Consider the following 20106-nt stretch of genomic DNA (forward strand, 5'->3'; position numbering starts at 1 on the left):
CCGTGTACGTGCCCGCCCAGTTCACCGCCCCGGACGACGCCCTCGCCCAGCTGCTCGCCGCCCCGGGCGCGGTAGACCTGGTCAGCAGCACCCCCGACGGGCTGACCGCCACCACGCTGCCGATGCTGCACGACCCGGTGGCACGCACGCTCACCGGCCACCTGGCCCGCAACAACACCCAGTGGCGGGACACGGTGGGGGAGGTGCTGGTCATCGTCCGCGGGCCGGACGCCTACGTGTCGCCGTCCTGGTACGCGTCGAAGGCCGAGCACGGCCGGGTGGTGCCGACCTGGGACTACGTCGTCGCCCACGTGCACGGCGAGCTGGTGGCGCACACCGACCCCGAGTGGCTGGCGGCGCACGTCGCCGGTCTGACCGGCGCGCACGAGGCCGGCCGTGCGCAGCCGTGGGCGGTCACCGACGCGCCGGAGCGGTTCGTCGCCGGGCAGCTGCGGGCCATCGTCGGGGTCGAGGTGCGGATCAGCCGGGTCGAGGCGAAGTGGAAGACGTCGCAGAACCGTCCGGCCGCCGACGTGGACGGCGTGGTCGCCGGGCTCCTCGCCGACGGGGAGGCCGCCACCGCCGCGGCCGTGCAGCTCACCCACCCGGGCGAGCGGGGTTGAGCGGCGCCCCCGCCGGGCACGACGGACCGGTGCCCGAGGACCCGCAGACCACCGCCGCCCAGCTCCCGGCGGCCGACGACGTCACCGACGAGGCCGTCACCGACGAGGCCGTGCGCGACGAGCCGCCGGCCGACGAGCCGACGGCGACGATCACCCCCTACCGCGACGGGCCGCTGATCGTCCGCGGGGACTTCCGGCTGGTCGACACCGACGGCAACGAGATCGACCCGGGCCGCAAGACCGTCGCGCTGTGCCGGTGCGGGAAGTCGGGCATCAAGCCGTTCTGCGACGGCACGCACAAGCGGGCCGGGTTCCACTCCGGCAGCGCGCCGTCCCGCCCGCGGCCGGCCGCGCGGATCTTCCGGGAACACCAGGGCTGATCCCGGCCCGCCTCGTCCGGGTCACCCGGAGTTCGCCGTCCGGTCACCCGGCGCACCCCGGCGGGCAGCAGGGTCGGCGGCGACCCCGACCCGAACTCCTGAGGTGGCCCGTGCTCCGTCGTCCGCTCCGTCCCGTCTCCGCCGTCCTCTCCCTCGGCACGCTCGCCGTGCTGGCCGCGGCCGGCCCGGCCACCGCCGCCCCGGCGCGCACCTTCGCGCCGCTGTCCACCGTCGAGGTGGGTGGCGAGGTCGCCGAGATCCTCTCCGCCACCCCGGACGGGCGCACGGTCGTCTACACCGACTCCGAGCTCGGCCGGATCGGTCTGGTCGACCTGAGCCGGCCCGCCGCCCCGCGGGACCTCGGGTCGATCGACGTGGGCGGCTCGCCGACGTCGGTCACCGTGCTCAGCAACGCGCGCTACGCCCTGGTCGCCGTGGACACCACCACCGACCTGACCCGGCCGTCGGGCCACCTGGCGGTCGTCGACCTGCCCCGCCGCGCGGTGGTGCGCACCATCGACCTGGGCGGCCAGCCCGACTCGATCGACGTCGGCCCGAGCGGGGTGTTCGCCGCCATCGCCATCGAGAACCAGCGCGACGAGGACATCGAGGTCGGCGACGTCGAGGGCGGCCTGCCGCAGCTGCCGGCCGGCTTCCTCTCCGTGGTCGACCTGCGCGGCCCGGTCAGCGCCTGGACCGCCGCGCGCGTCGAGCTGACCGGCCTGCCCGGCGCGGTGTTCGCCGAGGACCCGGAGCCGGAGTTCGTCGACGTCGACGGCCGGGACATCGCCGCGGTCACCCTGCAGGAGAACAACGCCGTCGCGCTGGTCGACCTGGCCCGTCAGCGGGTGGTCGGCTCCTTCTCGGCCGGCACCGTCACCCGCACCGACGCCGACCTGGTGGACGACGACGTGATCGCCTTCGACGACACGCTGGTCGCGCCGCGCGAGCCGGACGCCGTGCAGTGGACGCTGCGCGGCAACCTGGTCACCGCCGACGAGGGCGACCTGGCGCAGGAGCCCGCCGGCGGCCGCGGCTGGACGGTCTTCGACCAGACCGGCACGGTGCTCTACAGCAGCGGCGGGTCGGCCGAGCAGGCGCTCGCCGCGGCCGGGGCGTACCCGGACGGGCGCAGCGACGACAAGGGCGCGGAGTTCGAGGGCGCGGAGGTCGCCCGCATGCGCGGGGTCGACTACACCTTCATCGGCTCCGAGCGCGGGGACGCCGTCCTGGTCTACGACACCGACCGGGACGCCGCGCCCGAGCTGCTCCAGGTGCTGCCCGTCGGCGATGCCCCCGAGGGGCTGCTCGCCATCCCCTCCCGCGGGCTGTTCGTCACCAGCAACGAGGACGACGGCACCCTGTCGGTCTTCGGCCTCCGCTGAGAGAAAGGACCCCCCTGCCCCCCACCACTCGCACGCTCGTGGCGGGGCCCTGCAGGGGGGCCGAGGAGGACCCGGTCGTCGCTACGCGGCGACCGGGTCCTGCTCCCGCAGGCCGGAACGGCCGGCCTGCCAGGCGCCGAGCAGGTGCTCCGCGGTGAGCCCGTCCAGGGCCAGCGAGCACCGCGCGCCGAACAGCACGTCGGCGGCCAGGGACGGGTCCTCGGCGACCAGCGAGCCGCACATGTCCACCGAGGCGATCTGCTCGTGCACCGCGTCGGCCTCCACGTGCTCGTCGTAGAAGACCGTGGTCCGCTCGCCGAAGCCGAGGCGGCGCAGCCCCGCGGAGTACCGCCGGCTGGGCTCCGACGAGGTCATCTCGACCGCGGCGAGGTGGCCCAGGCAGGCGCCCCGCAGCGCCCGGTGCAGCCCGAACAGCGACATCGTGTTGACCGAGGTGAAGGCCACCGCAGGGGCGTCGTCCCAGAGCGCGCCGTAGCCGGTGTCCAGGTCCAGATCGGCCATCATCCCGGCGAACAGCTGGCTGTGCATGCGCTCGACCGCACCGCCGCCGTACTCGTCGGCCTGGATCTCCACCATCGCCGCCTTGGCCCGGCCGCCGATCCGCGGGATGGCCCAGGTGTGCGGGTCGCCCTCCTTGAGGTGGTAGACCGACCGCAGGGTCAGGTACTCCCGCCACTGCTCGAGGGTGCCCTCCTTGGCCAGGTACCTCGACAGCGACGGGCCGTCGTCGGCGTCGATGACCGCGGTCAGCTGCTGGTCCACCGGCTCGTCGGTGACCTCGACCGGGCTGACCAGCTCGCGCAGCGCGGCCAGGTGCCGCTGCTCGAGGAGCGCCCGCAGCCGCAGCAGGTCCGGGGCCCACTCCCAGGCGTCGTCCACGTCGTCGAAGCCGCGGTAGTGCAGCTCGTAGCAGATGGCCAGGCTCAGCTGCAGGTCGTCGTCGGTGAGCGGGCTGGTCGCCGAGGCCGCCAGCCCCTCGGCGGCGGCGAGGGTGCGCGGGCTGATGGTCGACCCGGCGGTGAGGTCCGCGCTCAGCGCGGCGCTGACGGGGCCCCGAGGCTTGGGAAGGCGCATGGGCCGATCATGCCCAGGCCGTCGCCGTCCGGAACCTCCGTCAGCCGATCGGTCGTGCGCCACATGCTGCGGAGCCCCGCACCTCGGTGAGGGGCGGGGCTCCGGGGCGTGCGGGTCAGACCTGGCGGTCGAACGCCGAGGCCATCCGGGCCTGCTCCTCCAGCACCTCGCCCATCCGCGCCTGGACGGCGTCGAGCTGGCCGATGATCTCGCTGGTGGTGTGGATGCCCTCTGCGACGGCCTTGCTGCTGGCCTGGATGCCGGCGATCTGGTCGGAGACCTTCTGGGTGGCGTTGGCGGTCTCCCGGGCGAGGTCCTTGACCTCGCTGGCGACGACGGCGAAGCCCTTGCCCAGCTCGCCGGCGCGGGCGGCCTCGATGGTGGCGTTGAGGGCCAGCAGGTTGGTCTGGTCGGCGATGCCGGAGATGATCCGGATGACCTCCCCGACCGCGGCCGAGGCCTCGTCGAGGGCCTCGACCTCACCGGTCATGGTGGAGGCCTGGCTGACCGCGTGCTCGGCGACCCGGCCGGCGTCACCGGCGGCCTCGCGGAGTCGGGAGACGGTGTCCAGCAGTTCGCGGGCGTTGTCGGCGGACTCCTCGGTGCGGCGCAGCACGTCCAGTCGCTGGGAGACCAGCTGCTGGACGTTGCGCAGCGCGGCGGCGCGGGAGTCGGACAGGTCGATGGTCTCGGTGACGAAGAAGTCCATCGTGCCGATCACCCGGCCGCCGACCATCAGCGGGAAGCACACCCCGGACTTGACCCCGGCGCGCTGGGCGGCCGGCCGCCGCACGCAGTCGGTCATCTCGCCCAGGTCGCGGACGAAGAAGAGGTCCCGGGCCTTCCAGGCGCGGCCGGAGATGCCCACCCCCTCGGCGAAGGAGGCGGCGAGGGTGACCTTGCGGAACTCCTCACCGGCCGAGCCGGACTCCTGCTGGAAGCGCAGCACATTGGCCTCTTCGTCCAGCTTCCAGAACGAGCCGTAGGCCCAGCCGAAGGCCTCCCGCACGGTGTCCAGGGCGATCCGCAGCGCGTGCTCCTGGTCCCGGGCGGCTCCCAGCTCGGTGACCACGGAGGTGACCGCGACCCGGTCGTCGAGGGTCTCCTTCAGCTGGGCGGTGGCCAGCGCGGAGCGGCGGGCGTGGCTGAGCAGCCGGCCCAGGGAGTCCCACTTGCCGGCGCGGTTGCCGCCGAAGGGCATCTCGGCGAGGCCGTAGTACTCGTAGAGGGCGATGACGGTGCCGTTCTCGACCGTGGGCAGCACGCAGCCGTGGGTCGCGCCCGCGGCCAGCGCGCCGGCCCAGCGCAGGCAGCCCGGGTCGCTGCTCTCGTCCACCAGGACGGCGGCCTTGGTGCGGATCGCCTGGCCGCCGTAGCCGTCGGCCGAGGTGACGCTCTGCACCCGGGCCGCCTGGGTGCCGGCCAGCGCGGAGGTCAGCGTGCCGGCCTCGGCGACCAGGTGAAAGGCGCCGCCCGGGCCGGGCAGCCAGGTGCCGCCGTAGCTCAGGCCGAGCTCGTCGACCAGCGTCGCGGTGATCGTGCGGTGGGCGTCCAGGGCATCGGTGACCCCGCGGTCGAGGACCGCGATGACCTGCTCGACCGCCTCCACGTCCCGGGGCATCTCCGCCGGGGTCAGCACGGCCGTGTTCGGGGTGCTCGCGCGCCGCCTCATCCATGTCCTCCATCGCCTGACCGGCACCGCCGGCGGGTGTCCTGTCCCCGGCCACCCGTGCCACGGGTGACGTCTCCTCCGACATCGGCAGGCGGCGCCCGGACTTGACCCGGATTCGCGGAGGTGCGGCATCCGATGGTGTGCGGCCGGCCTGCGGGCAGACCCGTCGCGTCGTCCTCCGGAAGGCGGTCCCGTTCGTTCCGGATGGTCCTAAGCTCCGTGCTCGACGGCGTCGACGAGGACGCCGCAGTGCTCGGAGGCGCTCATGTCCACGACGGTCACCAGGGACGACGCACACGGCGGTGGCGGGCACCGCGATCCGGGCGGCGGGCGCCGGCTCCCGCTGCGCTCGGTGCTCATCTGGACGGCGGTGGCCGCGGTGGGCGCGGTCGCCTGGACCGTGCTCGCGCTGGCCCGCGGTGAGGCGGTGTCCGCGCTGTGGATCCTCTTCGCCGCGCTGTGCTCCTACGCCATCGCCTACCGGTTCTACGCCCGCTTCATCACCTACAAGGTGCTGCGCACCGACGACCGCCGGGCCACCCCGGCCGAGCGGCTGCAGAACGGGGTCGACTACGACGTCACCGACCGGCGGGTGCTCTTCGGCCACCACTTCGCCGCGATCGCCGGTGCCGGTCCGCTGGTCGGGCCGGTGCTCGCGGCGCAGATGGGCTATCTGCCGGGGACCATCTGGATCGTCGTGGGCGTCATCTTCGCCGGCGCCGTCCAGGACCTGACGGTGATGTTCTTCTCGATGCGCCGCAACGGGAAGAGCCTCGGTCAGATGGTCCGCGAGGAGATCGGCATCGTCGGCGGCATCGCGGCGCTGATCGCCGTCTTCGCCATCATGATCATCATCCTCGCGGTGCTGGCGCTGATCGTGGTCAACGCCCTGGCCGAGTCCCCGTGGGGCGTCTTCTCCATCGCGCTGACCGTGCCGATCGCGTTGTTCATGGGTGTCTACCTGCGCACGCTGCGGCCGGGCAGGGTGCTGGAGGCCACCGGCATCGGCGTCGTCCTGCTGCTGCTGGCGATCATCGGCGGCGGCTGGGTGCAGGAGAGCGGCCTGGCCGACGCGCTGACCCTGTCCAGGGAGTGGCTGGTCCTGGCGCTGGTCGTCTACGGGTTCGTCGCCTCGGTGCTGCCGGTCTGGCTGCTGCTCACGCCCCGCGACTACCTGTCCACCTTCATGAAGATCGGCGTCATCGCCCTGCTGGCGGTGAGCCTGCTGATCGCCCGCCCGGTGCTGCAGGCCGACGCGGTCACCGACTTCGCCCGGGAGGGCACCGGCCCGGTGTTCGCCGGGTCGCTGTTCCCGTTCGTGTTCATCACCATCGCCTGCGGCGCGCTGTCCGGCTTCCACGCGCTGATCTCCTCGGGCACGACGCCGAAGATGGTGGCCAAGGAGAGCCAGATCCGGCTGATCGGCTACGGCGGCATGCTGATGGAGTCCTTCGTCGCGATCAGCGCGCTCATCGCCGCCTGCGTCATCGACCAGGGCCTGTACTTCGCGATGAACAGCCCGGCCGGGGCCACCGGCGGCACGGTCGAGTCGGCCGCCGCGTTCGTCAACGGGTTCGGCTTCGACACCACCGCCGCCGACCTCGCCGCCGCCTCGGCCGCGGTGCAGGAACCCACGCTGGTCTCGCGCACCGGCGGTGCGCCGACGCTGGCGGTCGGCATCTCGCAGATCTTCAGCGACGCGTTCGGCGGTGGGCTCCAGGCCTTCTGGTACCACTTCGCGATCATGTTCGAGGCGCTGTTCATCCTCACCGCCGTCGACGCCGGCACCCGGGTGGGCCGGTTCATGCTCCAGGACACCATCGGCAACGTCTGGAAGCGGTTCGGCGACCTGTCCTGGCGGCCGGGCAACCTGATCGCCAGCGCCGTCGTCGTCGGGCTGTGGGGTTCGGTGCTCTACATCGGCGTCACCGACCCGCTCGGCGGGGTCAACCAGCTGTTCCCGCTGTTCGGCATCGCCAACCAGCTGCTCGCGGCGATCGCACTGACGCTGGTGACGGTGCTGCTGATCAAGCACGGCAAGGCGCGCTACGCCTGGGTCTCCGGGGTGCCGCTGGTCTGGGACCTGATCGTCACCATGACGGCGAGCTGGCAGAAGGTCTTCTCCGACATCCCGGCGATCGGCTACTTCGCCCAGGCGCAGCGCTACCGCGACGCCCGGGACGCCGGCGAACTGCTCGCGCCGGCGCAGGACCAGGGGCAGATGGACCAGGTCGTCTTCAACTCCACCCTCAACGGCGTGCTGCAGAGCTTCTTCGCGGTGCTGGTGATCGTGGTCGCCGCCAACGCCGCGGTGGTCGTCGTCCGGGCCCTGCGGGCCGGTGGGCTGCCGACCACGGAGGAGCCGGCCACGCCGTCCCACCTGGTCGAGCCGGCCGACCTGTTCGCCACCGCGGAGGAGAAGCGGGCCATGGCCGAGCACCGCGCGATGGCCGGCGCGGGGGAGGGGACGTGGCGGTGACCGCGGTCCGGGAGGCGGTCGTCCGGGCCGCGCGCGGGGTGCGCTGGTACCTGCGCGAGTTCAGCGGGGAGTCCCGCTGGGACGAGCACCTGCGGGAGTGCGCCGCCCATGGGCACCAGCCGCTGAGCCGGCGGGAGTTCGAGCGCCGCCGGTCCGACGCGCTGGAGCGCACGCCGCTCAGCCGCTGCTGCTGACCCGCACGCACAGCGGCCCCCGACCTCGGTGAGGTCGGGGGCCGCTGTGCGTGAGCCGGTGGATCAGATGTCGTAGTACATCGCGAACTCGTGCGGGTGCGGGCGGAGGCGGATCGGGTCGATCTCGTTCTCCCGCTTGTACTCGATCCAGGTCTCGATCAGGTCGGAGGTGAACACGCCACCGTCGAGCAGGTAGTCGTGGTCCACCTCGAGCCGGTCGAGCACCGCGTCCAGCGACGCCGGCACCTTCTCGATGCCCAGGGCCTCCTCGGGCGGCAGCTCGTAGAGGTCCTTGTCGATCGGCGCCGGGGGCTCGATCTTGTTCTTGACGCCGTCGAGGCCGGCCATCAGCATCGCCGAGAAGGCGAGGTAGGGGTTGGCCGACGGGTCGGGCACCCGGAACTCGATGCGCTTGGCCTTCGGGCTGTCACCGGAGATCGGGATGCGGGTGCACGCCGACCGGTTGCGCGCGGAGTAGACCAGGTTGATCGGCGCCTCGTAGCCGGGCACCAGCCGGTGGTAACTGTTCACCGTGGGGTTGGTGAAGGCCAGCAGCGACGGGGCGTGGGCGAGCAGGCCACCGATGTAGTGCCGGGCCATGTCGGACAGCCCCGCGTAGCCGGTCTCGGCGTGGAAGAGCGGCTGGCCGTCCTTCCACAGGCTCTGGTGGCAGTGCATGCCCGAGCCGTTGTCACCGAACAGCGGCTTGGGCATGAACGTCGCGCTCTTGCCGTGCGCCCAGGCGGTGTTCTTCACGATGTACTTGAAGAGCATCAGGCTGTCGGCCGAGCGCAGCAGCGTGTCGAACTTGTAGTTGATCTCGGCCTGGCCGCCGGTGCCCACCTCGTGGTGCCCGCGCTCGAGCTCCAGCCCGGCGTTGGCCAGGTTGACCATCATCGTGGCGCGCAGGTCGCTCTGGTGGTCGTAGGGCTCGACCGGGAAGTACCCGCCCTTGGGCCGGGTCTTGTAGCCCAGGTTGGGGCCACCGTTCTCGCCGGTGAGCGACCCGGTGTTCCAGGAGCCCTCGACCGCGTCGATGTGGTAGTAGCCCTCGTTGATCGAGGTGTTGTGCCGCACCGAGTCGAAGACGTAGAACTCGGCCTCGGGGCCGAAGTACGCGGTGTCGGCGATCCCGCTGGCCGCGAGGTAGGCCTCGGCCTTCTTCGCCACGTTGCGCGGGTCGCGGCTGTAGGCCTCGCGCGTGATCGGGTCGTGGATGAAGAAGTTGATGTTCAGCGTCTTGTGGATGCGGAACGGGTCGACGAAGGCGCTGCTCGCGTCGGGCAGCAGCAGCATGTCGGACTCGTTGATCGCCTGGAAGCCGCGGATCGACGAGCCGTCGAAGCCCAGGCCGTCGGCGAAGGTGTCCGGCCCGAACGTCTCCGCAGGGATGGTGAAGTGCTGCATGACGCCGGGGAGGTCGCAGAACCGGACGTCGACGAACTTCACGTCGTTGTCGCGGATGTAGGCGGTGACCTCTTCGGGACTGTTGAACATCGATCCTCCGGGAGTGGACGGCCAGCTCAACGGCAAGCTACGAGCGGGGGGTTGCCCTGCGGTGTCCCGCGTGTTTCCTGCCGGTAACACCGCCTCCCGGCGTGTCGCCAGGAGACGGCCGCCACGGCCGGTCACCCCGCTCAGCGGTCCCGGCCGGGACGGCGCCGGGGAGGTCCTACGCTGGCGGGATGGCCGCGGACGACGCCCCACCCTCTCAGCAACGCACCCGTGGCGCCGCACTGGGGCTGCCCGCGGACGGCCCCGGATCGCTGGCCGGGTTCGGGCAGCGCAGCGTCGCCTTCCTCCTCGACGCCTTCGCCGCCGCGCTGATCGCCGGGCTGGTGACCGCCCCCGAGCTGCCGCGCAACTGGAGCCTGCTGTCCTTCGGCCTGGTCACCGTGGGCTTCCTGGTGCTGACCGGGCAGACCCCGGGCATGCGGTTGATGGGGCTGCGGCTGGCTCACCCCCGGGCGGGACAGCGGCTGGCGCCGTGGCGGGCCGTCGTCCGCACGGCGCTGCTGATGCTGCTGCTGCCGGCCCTGGTCGTCGACTCCGACGGGCGTGGGCTGCACGACCGGCTCACCGACACCGCGGTGGTCCGCGACCGCTGACCCGGCCTCCGCCCGGGCGTCGTCAGACGCAGAACGCCCCCGGGCCGGATCGGCTCGGGGGCGTTCGGTGCGGTGCGGGGCGGTTCAGCGGCGGCGGACCTGACGCTGGCTCACCGACATCTGCCGGCCGCCGGGCAGCGGGCCGCCGGGGACCGGCATCCGGGCGCCACCGAGGGCGGCCATCCGCTTGCCCAGGGCGTTGACCTCGGCGCCGGAGAGGTTGCGGGGCAGCTTCATCACGTGCGCGCTGAGCTTCTTCAGCGGGACCTGGCCCTCGCCGTCGCCGACGACGACGTCGTAGATCGGGGTGTCCCCGACGACCTTGGCGATCCGGCGCTTCTCCCCGGCGATCAGACCACGCACCCGGCCGGGGTTGCCCTCGCCGACCAGCACGATCCCCGGCCGGCCGAGCACGCGGTGCACGGCGTCCAGCTCGCGGTTGCCGGCGACGCCGGAGCTGACACGCCAGTCACCGCGCATCCCGTCCAGCACCCAGGACGCCGCACCCGGCTGGCCCTCGACCTGCCGGTACGCCGACCCCTGCGCGCGACGGCCGAAGACGATCAGCGCCGCCAGCAGGCCGAGCAGGATGGCGATCGGCAGCAGGAGGAACGGGGAGCTGAGCAGCACACCGATCAGCTCGATCACCGCGAACACCACCACGAAGGCGATGAGCATGAACCACGGCAGCTTCGGGTCGTTCTTGTAGGTCATCGTGTAGGCCTGGCGCATCATGCCGGCCTGGCCCTTGAGCTTGGTCAGCCGCGAGGTCTTCGGCTTGCCGTCCTTGCCGAGCTTGGGCGTCTTGCCCGGCTTGGCGGCCTTGCTGTCCTTGCCCTTGCCGGGAGCGCCTACCGCGGTGGCGCCGGTTCCGCGAGCGGGCGCTGAGCCGGCCGGGCCGCGCCCGGCGGCGCCGGAGGGGGCGGAGGAGTCGGTGGACCTGCTGCGTGCCATGCCCCCAGAGTAAGACCCTGCTGTGCCCGCCCCGCGCGACGCGCGCCGCGACCGCGCGGGGCGGTGCGGTCAGCGGGTGGTGACGGCCAGCCCGCGGGCCTCGGCGGCCTGCTGGTAGAGCCGCCCGGCGCGGTAGGAGCTGCGCACCAACGGGCCGGAGAGGACGCCGGCGAAGCCGATCCGCTCCGCCTCGGCGTTGAACCCGACGAACTCCTCGGGCTTGACCCACCGGACCACCGGGTGGTGCCGGACGCTGGGCCGCAGGTACTGGGTGATGGTCAGCAGGTCGCAGCCGGCCTCGTGCAGCGCCTGCATCGTCTCCACGACCTCGTGCGGCTCCTCGCCCATGCCCAGGATCAGGTTGGACTTGGTGACCAGGCCGGCCTCGCGGGCGGCGGTGATGACCGACAGGGACCGCTCGAACCGGAAGCCGGGGCGGATCCGCTTGAAGATGCGCGGCACCGTCTCGACGTTGTGCGCCAGCACCTCGGGGCGTGAGGAGAAGACCTCGGCGAGCTGGTCGGGCTCGGCGTTGAAGTCGGGGATGAGCAGCTCGACACCGCAGCCGGGCAGCGCAGCGTGGATCTGCCGGACCGTCTCGGCGTACAGCCAGGCACCGCCGTCGGGCAGGTCGTCGCGGGCGACGCCGGTGATCGTGGCGTACTTCAGGCCCATCGTTGCGACGCTCTCGGCGACCCGGCGCGGCTCGTCGGCGTCGAAGTCGGCGGGCTTGCCGGTGTCGATCTGGCAGAAGTCGCAGCGCCGCGTGCACTGGTCACCGCCGATGAGGAAGGTCGCCTCGCGGTCCTCCCAGCACTCGTAGATGTTGGGACAGCCCGCCTCCTCGCACACGGTGTGCAGGCCCTCGCGGCGGACCAGCGACTTGAGCTCGGTGTACTCCGGCCCCGTCTTCAGCTTGGTCTTGATCCACTCGGGCTTGCGCTCGATCGGTGTCTGGCTGTTGCGGACCTCCAGGCGCAGCAACTTGCGGCCGGCCGGTTCGGTCGGGGACGACGTGTCCGGGGTCGCCGGTGACGCCTCCTCCATGCCCAGGCTCATGTCCAGCACGGTACTCCCGCCTCCCGGCCGTCCCCGGAGACGCCGGAGGGGGCCCAGCCGATGGCTGGACCCCCTCCGGGTGACGCGGCGTGTATCAGCCGCGGGTGTTGCCGGGCGTGCCGGCCGGCCCCTCGTCGTCACCGGTCGGACCGGCCGAGGCCACCGGGGTGTCGGGGTCGTTACGGGTGCTCGTGGACGGCTCGGGAGCCGACTGGTTGCTCGGCTCGCCGGGGCCGGAGGCCGGCTGGGCCTCCAGCGCGCCGATGTCGGTGTCCGTCGGGCTCGAGTCGGAGGGAGCCGTCTCGGCGGTGGAGACGGTCTTGCCCTGGGCCTCCGCCGACTCGGTGCCGCCTGCGGGGGTGCTCGGGGAACTGGACACGGGGTCCTCTCGGTAGCTGGGCACGGGGCCGTCGCCGGTCGGCGCCGGGGTCCACTGGTCCTCGGGGGCGTTGCGGCGGATCAGGATCGCGACACCCGCGGCCAGCACGGCCAGGGCGGCGACCATCCACGGCCAGCGGCGGGGCTGCTTCTCGATCCCCACGCTCCGCTTCACCGAGGTGACGGTGGTGGCGGTGCGCTTGCCGGCCTCCTTGCGGGCCCGGCCGGCCGCCTTCTCCAGCTCGGCCCGGCGCTTGGCCGCCTTCTTGCCGAGCTTGTCGGCCTTCTTGCCGAGCTTCGCCGCCTTCTTGCTGGCGGCCGCCCGGTTGGCGTCGGCGACCGTGCGCAGCGCGACCACCCGGGCCGCGGCCTGGTCACGGGCCGCCTCGGCCGCTGCCACGGCGTCCTGGCGCACCTTCTCGCCCTGCTTGGCGGTCGCGGCGCCCACCGTGCCGGCGGTGGTGGCCAGCTCGGCGGTGCGGGCCTCGAGCAGCGCGCGGGCCGACTCGGCCTGGGCGATCAGGTTCGCCCGGGCGCTGTCCAGCGCCGGGCCGGCCGCGTCGCGCGCGGCGGTCACCCGGGGCACGGCGTAGGCCGCGGCCGCCGAGGTGGCGGCGCTCAACTTCGGGCCGGCGGCGTCGCGGGCGGCCTCGATCCGCGGGGTGGCCGCGGCGATGGCCGACTCGAGGTTGGCGCGCGCGGTCTTGGCGGCGGCCTCCAGCGCCGGGCCGCTCGCCTCGCGGGCGGCCTCGATCCGCGGCGTCGCTGCCGCGACGGCCGTCTCCAGGTTGGTCCGGGCGGCCTTGGTGGCGGCCTCCAGGCGCGGGACCACATCGGCCTCGTAGGCCTTCTGGGCGGCCTCCAGCCGGGGGGTGAGCGTCTTCTGTGCCGCCTCCAGCCGGGGGACCAGCACCTCGCGGGCGGCGTCCAGCTGCGGCGCGAGGGCGGCGACAGCCGCGCCCACCCGCGGGGCGACGTCGGCCTCGTACGCCTTCTGGGCGGCCTTGGTGGCCGCCGTCACCTGGGGCGCGAGCTGCTCCGCGGTCGCCCGACGGGCCTCGGTGACCGCGGCGCCGATGTGGGCGAACCCCTCTTGCAACTCGGTCCCGATGACCTCTGTCGAGCTCTTCTTGCGGAACACTCCAGCACCTCCGAGTTGATCGCTTCGGCGATCATCCTGCCCGTCATCGCCCGTGGGCACACCCCGAGGGCCCGTGGGACGTCGCCCACGGGGCGCGGGACGGCGGGGCTGGCTAGGTTCGGCGTGTGCAGCTACGGATCTTCACCGAACCCCAGATGGGCGCCAGCTACGACGACCTGCTCGCGGTGGCCCGGCGCACCGAGGAGACCGGCTTCGACGCCTTCTTCCGCTCCGACCACTACCTGACCATGGGCGGGGACGGGCTGCCCGGCCCGACCGACGCCTGGGTGACCCTGGCCGGGCTGGCCCGGGAGACCAGCCGGATCCGGCTGGGCACGCTGATGACCGCGGCGACCTTCCGGTTGCCGGGGCCGCTGGCCATCTCGGTGGCCCAGGTCGACCAGATGAGCGGTGGCCGGGTGGAGCTCGGCATCGGCTCGGGCTGGTTCGCCGAGGAGCACCGCGCCTACGGCATCCCGTTCCCCGAGCTGGGTGAGCGGTTCGACCGCTACGAGGAGCAGCTGGCGGTGATCAGCGGGCTGTGGGGGACGCCGGTGGGGGAGACCTTCGAGTTCGACGGCGAGCACTACCAGCTCACCGGGTCCCCGGCGCTGCCCAAGCCGGTGCAGCCCGGCGGCATCCCGATCCTGGTCGGCGGCAGCGGGAAGAAGCGCACCCCGCGGCTGGCGGCCCGGTACGCCGCCGAGTTCAACGTGCCCTTCGCCTCGGCCGAGGAGAACGCCCGGCTGTTCGCCGGCGTCCGGGACGCCTGCACCGAGGCCGGTCGGGACCCCGGCGAGCTGGTCTACAGCTCGGCCCTCGTGCTGTGCGTCGGCCGGGACGACGCCGAGCTGGCCCGCCGAGCCGCGGCCATCGGCCGGGACGTCGACGAGCTGCGGGCGCACGGGGTGGCCGGCACCCCGGCCGAGGCCGTGGACACCCTCGGCCGGTACGCCGAGGCCGGCGCGAGCCGGGTCTACCTGCAGGTGCTCGACCTGGCCGACCTGGACCACCTGGACCTGGTCGCGGCCGAGGTCGCCCCGCAGCTGGGTTGACCGGCGCAACACCCCGCCCGCCGGGTGGCGGGCGGGGTGTCGCGGGCTCAGCCGAGCTCGGAGGCCAGCGGCTCCAGCGCCGCGCGCGACCCCAGCCAGGTGTTGGCCCGCTGCAGGTCGTCGTCGAAGTCGACCTCCACGGCGGAGAACCGGGAGATGTCCAGCGGCCGGAACCGGACGCCGGCCTGCTGGATGGCCAGCTCCATGCCGCGCTCGAAGTAGTCGGTCGCCTCGCAGGCGGCCAGGTGCTCGATCAGCGCGGGCTTGTCGGCCCCGGAGACGTAGTTGATGCCCACGGCCTCGCCGAGCCCGCCGACCACGGTCTTGGACAGTGCGGCGATGAACCCGTCCTCGTCCAGGGTGTACTTGACCTCCTCGTCGGCCACCGTGGAGGTGTCCACGCAGACGAAGCTCTGGTCGGCCTGCACCAGCGGCGCGGCGTGGTCGAGCACCGCCGGGTCGAACACCACGTCGCCGTTGAGCCACAGCACGCCGCCGGGCTGCGACGTCCGCAGCGCCCGCAGCAGGCTCTGCGAGGTGTTGGTCACGGCGAAGTCGGGGTTGAACGCGAACAGCAGGTCCGGCTGGGCGCGCATGACCGCCTTCGCCCGGTAGCCCACCACCGCGGTGACCGGGGCGGCGTCGCCGAAGACGGCGCGGACGCCGTCCAGCTGCTGCTGCATGATGCTGCGGCCGTCCATCAGCGGGGTGAGCGGCTTGGGCAGCTTGCGGCCCAGGCGGGTGCCCATGCCGGCGGCCAGGACGACCACCTGGGGGGCGGTCGGGGCCACGGCGGGGCGGAGGGCGACCAGGGAGTGCGACCGCTGATCGCGGCCCCCGGTCAGGATCGGGTCAGCAGTGCGCATGCTCATCTCCTCGGTTCGTCGTTCGTGGTCTCGGTGGTGGTGCCGGGCCGGGCAGGGGTGCCGGCCGGGGGGAAGAGCAGCTGGAGGACCCGCTCGGTGGCGCCGCCGTCCTCCAGCGAGCAGAACCTCTCCCGGAAACGGTTGTACCGCTCCGGGGGTGCCCACGGCCGGCTGCCGAGCTCGGCGATCGCCGCGAGCACCTCCTCGCTGGTGGTCCACAGCGGCCCCGGGGCGATCTCGGCCAGGTCGAAGTAGAAGCCGCGCAGGTCGTCCCGGTAGTGCTCGAGGTCGTAGGTGAAGTGGACGATCGGCTTCCCGGTGACCGCGAAGTCGAACATCGTCGAGGAGTAGTCGGTGACCAGGACGTCGGCGGCCAGGTAGAGCTCGCTGACGTCGGGGTACCGGGAGACGTCCAGCAGCGGCGCCGGGCCCTGGACGTCCAGTCGGTCGGACACCATCGCGTGCAGCCGGACCAGCAGCACGTGGTCGGGGCCCAGGCCACGGGCCAGGTCGCCCAGGTCGACCGGGAAGACGTGCGAGGGGCCGTCGTCACCGAGCACCAGGTCGTCCCGCCAGGTGGGGGCGTAGAGCACCGCGCTCACGTGGTCGGCGATGCCCAGGGCGGCGCGCACCCGGGCCCGGCGGGCGTCCCGGTCCGGGGCGCTGAGCACGTCGTTGCGCGGGTAGCCGGTCTCGTGCACCGGCCCGGTGAACCCGAACGCGCTGCGCAGGTGCGGCGTGCTCGCCGCGTTGGGCGACAGCAGGTGGTCCCAGCGGGCGATGTCCCGCATGATCATCTCCAGCCGGCCCTCCGGCGCCCAGACCGCGTCCCGGTGCAGGCGCTTGAGCGGCGTCCCGTGCCAGGTCTGCAGGTAGGTCGTCGTCGGCTGCTTGTCCCACTCCCGGGAGAGCCCGTCGTTGGAGACGATCACGTCGGCGGACTCGAGCGCCGCGCGAGCGCCGGGCCCCCAGTGCTCCTCGGTCGCCACGCCGGCGGGGAAGTCGCCCCGCAGCTCGGGGCGGGCCAGCCAGACGGCGTCCATCTCGGTGCCGCGGGCGACGAGCGCCTCGTAGATCGCCCGTGGGTTGTCGGAGTACCGGCCGCCGAAGCTGCTGAAGACGGCCCTCACCGGCGTCGGCCCGGCACGGAGGTGACCCGAGCCGCCCGGCGCGGGGTGCACCGCACGGCCTGCCGGCGTGCTGCGCGCTGTCTCATGCTCACTCCTCCTCCGTGTCCCGGCTCGACCCTCCCGGCTCGACCGCTGCGTGTGGCTCGGCGCCGGTCGCGCTCGGCGAGGGCGACCAGCGGGGTCGTGCGCCGGGTGCTCAGCCGCTCTGGTCGGGGCGTCGTCGCACCCGGCCGGCACCGGGTCGGGCCCCCGGTCGCGCTGCCGCCTGCCGAGCGGCGCTGCGGAGTCCGGTGGACCTCGACGACCCGGGGCGAGCGGGTCCTGCTCGTCCGGCCGGGGTCGTTCCAGGCCGGAGTCGCGTGCCCGGTTGCGGTCGAGCCAGTGCAGGCTACGGGCTGAACGGCCCCGGAGTCGAGCTGGGGGCCGTGGCCACGCGCTAGGATCGCTCCGTGACCGGCGGACTCCTGCTTCCCCAGCCGTGCTGATCTGACCTGACCCAGACCAGCACGGCGACCCCTCCTGTGTGAGGGGTCTTTTCATGTCCGCCCCTCGTACCCGGGAGCACCGACCATGAGCCAGACGGCCAGCCAGTCCATCGAGCCCCCCGCCGACGGGGTGCCGCCGCACCGTTACACCCCGGCGCTGGCGCAGGAGATCGAGCTCGCCTGGCAGGACCGCTGGGAGGCCGAGGGCACGTTCCACACGCCCAACCCGGTCGGCCGGCTGAGCGAGGGCTTCGACCGCGTCGCCGACCGGCCCAAGGCCTTCCTGATGGACATGTTCCCCTACCCCTCGGGCGCCGGCCTGCACGTCGGCCACCCGCTGGGCTACCTGGGCACCGACGTGACCAGCCGCTTCCTGCGGATGGACGGGCACAACGTGCTGCACCCGATGGGCTACGACGCCTTCGGGCTGCCCGCCGAGCAGTTCGCCGTGCAGACCGGGCAGCACCCGCGGGTCACCACCGAGGCCAACATCGCCGCGATCAGCGCCCAGCTGCGCCGGCTGGGCGTCGACCACGACACCCGCCGCACCTTCGCCACGATCGACCCGGGCTACTACAAGTGGACCCAGTGGATCTTCCGGCAGGTCTTCGAGTCCTGGTTCGACCCGGAGACCGACAAGGCCCGCCCGATCACCGAGCTGGTCACCGAGCTGGACGCCGGCACCCGCGAGCCCGCCCCGGGCACGCTGCCCGAGGGCCGCAGCTGGGCGCAGCTGACCGACGTCGAGCGCCGCCGCGTCGTGGACGCCCACCGGCTGGCCTACCTGCACGAGGCCCCGGTGAACTGGTGCCCCGGGCTGGGCACCGTGCTGTCCAACGAGGAGGTCACCGCCGACGGGCGCTCCGAGCGGGGCAACTTCCCGGTGTTCCGGCGTCCGCTGACCCAGTGGATGATGCGGATCACCTCCTACGCCGAGCGGCTGCTGACCGACCTGGACCGGCTGGACTGGTCGGACTCGCTGAAGCAGATGCAGCGCAACTGGATCGGCCGCTCGACCGGCGCCCGGGTCCGCTTCGCGGTGGCCGAGGAGACCGTCGAGGTCTTCACCACCCGGCCGGACACGCTGTTCGGCGCCACCTACCTGGTGCTGGCGCCCGAGCACCCGCTGGTCGGCACGCTGACCGCCGGGGCGTGGCCGGAGGGCACCGACCCGCGGTGGACCGCCGGGGCGGCCACCCCGGCCGAGGCGGTCGCGGCCTACCAGCGGCAGGCCTCCCGCCGCTCCGAGCTGGACCGGCAGGCCGAGGGCCGGGAGAAGACCGGGGTGTGGCTGGGCGTCACCGCGCGCAACCCGCTGACCGGCGCCGACCTGCCGGTGTTCATCGCCGACTACGTGCTGACCGGCTACGGCACCGGCGCGATCATGGCGGTGCCCGGTGAGGACGCCCGCGACTGGGACTTCGCCAGTGAGTTCGGGCTGCCCGTCGTCCGCACCGTGCAGCCGCCGGCCGACTTCGACGGCGGCGCCTACACCGGCACCGGCCCGATGATCAACAGCTCGAACGAGCAGCTGTCCCTGGACGGGCTGGACAAGGTCGCCGCGATCGCGAAGGTCACCGAGTGGCTGGTCGCCACCGGCGCCGGTGAGGCGACCACCACCTACAAGCTGCGGGACTGGCTGTTCAGCCGGCAGCGCTACTGGGGCGAGCCGTTCCCGGTCGTCTACGCCGTCGACGGCGAGGACGCCGGCCTGCCGGTCGCCGTCCCCGAGTCGATGCTGCCGGTGCTGCTGCCCGAGGTCGACGACTACTCGCCGAAGACCTTCGCCGACGACGACGCCGACTCCGCGCCCGAGCCGCCGCTGTCCCGGGCCACGGAGTGGACGACGGTCACCCTGGACCTGGGTGACGGGCCGCGGGAGTACCGCCGCGAGACGAACACGATGCCCAACTGGGCCGGCTCGTGCTGGTACTACCTGCGCTACCTGGACCCGGCCGACGACGAGCGCTTCGTCGACCCGGAGCTGGAGGCCTACTGGATGGGGCCGCGCGGGCCCGGCGACGTCGGCGGCGTGGACCTGTACGTCGGCGGCGTCGAGCACGCCGTGCTGCACCTGCTGTACGCCCGGTTCTGGCACAAGGTGCTGTTCGACCTGGGCCACGTGTCCAGCGAGGAGCCCTTCCGCCGGCTGGTCAACCAGGGCTACATCTCCGCCTTCGCCTACACCGACGCCCGGGGCTTCTACGTGCCCGCCGCCGAGGTGGTGGAGAAGGACGGCCAGTTCCTCTACCAGGGGGAGCCGGTCAACCGGGAGTACGGGAAGATCGGCAAGAGCCTGAAGAACATGGTCACCCCGGACGAGATGATCGGGCAGTACGGCGCGGACACGTTCCGGGTCTACGAGATGTCGACCGGGCCGTTGGACCAGTCCCGGCCGTGGGAGACCAAGGCCGTGGTGGGCTCGCAGCGGCTGCTGCAGCGGGTCTGGCGGGTCGTGGTCGACGAGGAGACCGGCGACGTGCGCGCCGCCGACGTCGCCCCGGACGACGACACCTCCCGTGCGCTGCACCGGGCGATCGAGGCCGTGCGCGACGGCATGACCACGCTGCGGTTCAACATCGCCATCGCCCGGATCACCGAGCTCACCAACCACCTGACCTCGACCTGCCCGCCGGGGACGCCGGTGCCGCGCTCGGTCGCCGAGTCCCTGGTGCTGCTGGTCGCACCGCTGGCCCCGCACCTGGCCGAGGAGCTGTGGGCGCGGCTGGGGCACGACGGCTCGGTGGCCTGGGCGTCGTTCCCGGTCGCCGACCCGCAGTGGCTGGTCGACGACACCGTGCAGGTCGCCGTGCAGGTCAACGGCAAGGTGCGTGCGCAGGTCGCGGTGCCGGCCGACGCGGACGCCGCAGCCCTGGAGGCGGCGGCCCGGGCGGACGAGAAGGTGGCCGCGCAGCTGGCGGGGAAGACCGTGCGCCGGGTGATCGCGGTCCCCGGCCGGCTGGTCAACTTCGTCGTCGCCTGACCCCACGATCGACCTCGTGGCTCCGGTCACCTGGTCCGCGACGGCCCTCCCGCACCGACGTCGGTGCGGGAGGGCCGTCTGCGGTGCGGGAGGGCGGCTGCCAGGCACGACCGGCTCTC

At 73.3% G+C, this 20106-nt stretch carries 16 protein-coding genes; 8 read left to right on the top strand and 8 right to left on the bottom strand.

Features of this window, described 5'->3' with window-relative positions:
- The first annotated feature begins 2 nt into the window (after positions 1–2).
- From Q1A09_RS12815 to Q1A09_RS12825, 3 genes are all read left to right on the top strand, one after another.
- Positions 3–623: an FMN-binding negative transcriptional regulator gene (locus tag Q1A09_RS12815; RefSeq protein ID WP_299955470.1), complete on the top strand. Its 621-nt coding sequence runs from the start codon at positions 3–5 to the stop codon at positions 621–623.
- Positions 620–1003, top strand: coding sequence for a CDGSH iron-sulfur domain-containing protein (locus Q1A09_RS12820; protein WP_299955472.1), 384 nt, complete (start codon positions 620–622; stop codon positions 1001–1003). The genes Q1A09_RS12815 and Q1A09_RS12820 overlap by 4 nt, the downstream gene beginning before the upstream one ends.
- Positions 1004–1113: 110 nt before the next feature.
- Positions 1114–2388: a hypothetical protein gene (locus Q1A09_RS12825; RefSeq protein WP_299955474.1), complete on the top strand. Its 1275-nt coding sequence runs from the start codon at positions 1114–1116 to the stop codon at positions 2386–2388.
- Between the two features lie 81 nt (positions 2389–2469).
- Here the strand turns inward: Q1A09_RS12825 and Q1A09_RS12830 are convergent, their stop codons facing one another.
- Together Q1A09_RS12830 and Q1A09_RS12835 are read right to left on the bottom strand one after the other, a co-directional pair.
- Positions 2470–3483 (bottom strand): iron-containing redox enzyme family protein, encoded by a 1014-nt coding sequence (locus Q1A09_RS12830; RefSeq protein ID WP_299955476.1) that lies wholly within the window; start codon positions 3481–3483, stop codon positions 2470–2472.
- 115 nt (positions 3484–3598) lie between these two features.
- Complete coding sequence (locus Q1A09_RS12835; protein WP_299955477.1) at positions 3599–5155, bottom strand: methyl-accepting chemotaxis protein; 1557 nt, start codon at positions 5153–5155, stop codon at positions 3599–3601.
- 265 nt (positions 5156–5420) lie between these two features.
- On the opposite strand from Q1A09_RS12835, the gene Q1A09_RS12840 reads away from it, so the two are divergent.
- Complete coding sequence (locus Q1A09_RS12840) at positions 5421–7634, top strand: carbon starvation CstA family protein (RefSeq protein ID WP_299955479.1); 2214 nt, start codon at positions 5421–5423, stop codon at positions 7632–7634.
- Entirely contained in the window at positions 7625–7828 is a 204-nt protein-coding gene (locus Q1A09_RS12845) for a CstA-like transporter-associated (seleno)protein (protein WP_299955481.1), read from the top strand. The genes Q1A09_RS12840 and Q1A09_RS12845 overlap by 10 nt, the downstream gene beginning before the upstream one ends.
- A 63-nt stretch (positions 7829–7891) precedes the next feature.
- On the opposite strand, the gene glnA is transcribed toward Q1A09_RS12845, so the two are convergent.
- Complete coding sequence (glnA, locus tag Q1A09_RS12850; RefSeq protein WP_299955483.1) at positions 7892–9325, bottom strand: type I glutamate--ammonia ligase; 1434 nt, start codon at positions 9323–9325, stop codon at positions 7892–7894.
- Between the two features lie 188 nt (positions 9326–9513).
- On the opposite strand from glnA, the gene Q1A09_RS12855 reads away from it, so the two are divergent.
- Positions 9514–9936: an RDD family protein gene (locus Q1A09_RS12855; RefSeq protein WP_299955485.1), complete on the top strand. Its 423-nt coding sequence runs from the start codon at positions 9514–9516 to the stop codon at positions 9934–9936.
- An 84-nt stretch (positions 9937–10020) separates the two neighbouring features.
- Here Q1A09_RS12855 and Q1A09_RS12860 read toward each other — a convergent pair whose 3' ends face one another.
- The 3 genes from Q1A09_RS12860 to Q1A09_RS12870 all read right to left on the bottom strand — a co-directional run bounded on the left by Q1A09_RS12860 (position 10021) and on the right by Q1A09_RS12870 (position 13468).
- Entirely contained in the window at positions 10021–10890 is an 870-nt protein-coding gene (locus Q1A09_RS12860) for a DUF4191 domain-containing protein (protein ID WP_299955487.1), read from the bottom strand.
- A gap of 69 nt (positions 10891–10959) precedes the next feature.
- Complete coding sequence (lipA, locus tag Q1A09_RS12865; RefSeq protein ID WP_299955489.1) at positions 10960–11949, bottom strand: lipoyl synthase; 990 nt, start codon at positions 11947–11949, stop codon at positions 10960–10962.
- Between the two features lie 94 nt (positions 11950–12043).
- Positions 12044–13468, bottom strand: a complete 1425-nt coding sequence (locus Q1A09_RS12870; RefSeq protein ID WP_299955491.1) for a hypothetical protein — start codon at positions 13466–13468, stop codon at positions 12044–12046.
- Positions 13469–13593: 125 nt separating this feature from the next.
- Here Q1A09_RS12870 and Q1A09_RS12875 point away from each other — a divergent pair, with 125 nt between their 5' ends.
- The gene (locus Q1A09_RS12875; protein WP_299955493.1) at positions 13594–14523 is read left to right on the top strand and encodes an LLM class F420-dependent oxidoreductase; all 930 of its coding nucleotides are present in this window, start codon (positions 13594–13596) and stop codon (positions 14521–14523) included.
- Positions 14524–14570: 47 nt separating this feature from the next.
- Here Q1A09_RS12875 and Q1A09_RS12880 read toward each other — a convergent pair whose 3' ends face one another.
- Both Q1A09_RS12880 and Q1A09_RS12885 read right to left on the bottom strand, forming a co-directional pair.
- Complete coding sequence (locus Q1A09_RS12880; protein WP_299955495.1) at positions 14571–15389, bottom strand: NTP transferase domain-containing protein; 819 nt, start codon at positions 15387–15389, stop codon at positions 14571–14573.
- Between the two features lie 2 nt (positions 15390–15391).
- Positions 15392–16519, bottom strand: a complete 1128-nt coding sequence (locus tag Q1A09_RS12885; protein ID WP_299955497.1) for a CDP-glycerol glycerophosphotransferase family protein — start codon at positions 16517–16519, stop codon at positions 15392–15394.
- 570 nt (positions 16520–17089) lie between these two features.
- On the opposite strand from Q1A09_RS12885, the gene leuS reads away from it, so the two are divergent.
- The gene (gene leuS / locus Q1A09_RS12890) at positions 17090–19987 is read left to right on the top strand and encodes a leucine--tRNA ligase (protein WP_299955498.1); all 2898 of its coding nucleotides are present in this window, start codon (positions 17090–17092) and stop codon (positions 19985–19987) included.
- The last annotated feature ends 119 nt before the right edge of the window (positions 19988–20106 follow it).

It is taken from the genome of uncultured Modestobacter sp. (assembly GCF_947486615.1).
In the GTDB taxonomy this organism is placed as follows: Bacteria; Actinomycetota; Actinomycetes; order Mycobacteriales; family Geodermatophilaceae; genus Modestobacter.

Bases quoted from the DNA above. Each gene is read 5' to 3' on its own strand.
- Q1A09_RS12830 (WP_299955476.1), bottom strand. From the start codon at position 3,483: ATGCGCCTTCCCAAGCCTCGGGGCCCCGTCAGCGCCGCGCTGAGCGCG.
- Q1A09_RS12835 (WP_299955477.1), bottom strand. From the start codon at position 5,155: ATGAGGCGGCGCGCGAGCACCCCGAACACGGCCGTGCTGACCCCGGCG.
- Q1A09_RS12840 (WP_299955479.1), top strand. From the start codon at position 5,421: ATGTCCACGACGGTCACCAGGGACGACGCACACGGCGGTGGCGGGCAC.
- glnA (WP_299955483.1), bottom strand. From the start codon at position 9,325: ATGTTCAACAGTCCCGAAGAGGTCACCGCCTACATCCGCGACAACGAC.
- Q1A09_RS12855 (WP_299955485.1), top strand. From the start codon at position 9,514: ATGGCCGCGGACGACGCCCCACCCTCTCAGCAACGCACCCGTGGCGCC.
- Q1A09_RS12860 (WP_299955487.1), bottom strand. From the start codon at position 10,890: ATGGCACGCAGCAGGTCCACCGACTCCTCCGCCCCCTCCGGCGCCGCC.
- lipA (WP_299955489.1), bottom strand. From the start codon at position 11,949: ATGAGCCTGGGCATGGAGGAGGCGTCACCGGCGACCCCGGACACGTCG.
- Q1A09_RS12880 (WP_299955495.1), bottom strand. From the start codon at position 15,389: ATGCGCACTGCTGACCCGATCCTGACCGGGGGCCGCGATCAGCGGTCG.
- leuS (WP_299955498.1), top strand. From the start codon at position 17,090: ATGAGCCAGACGGCCAGCCAGTCCATCGAGCCCCCCGCCGACGGGGTG.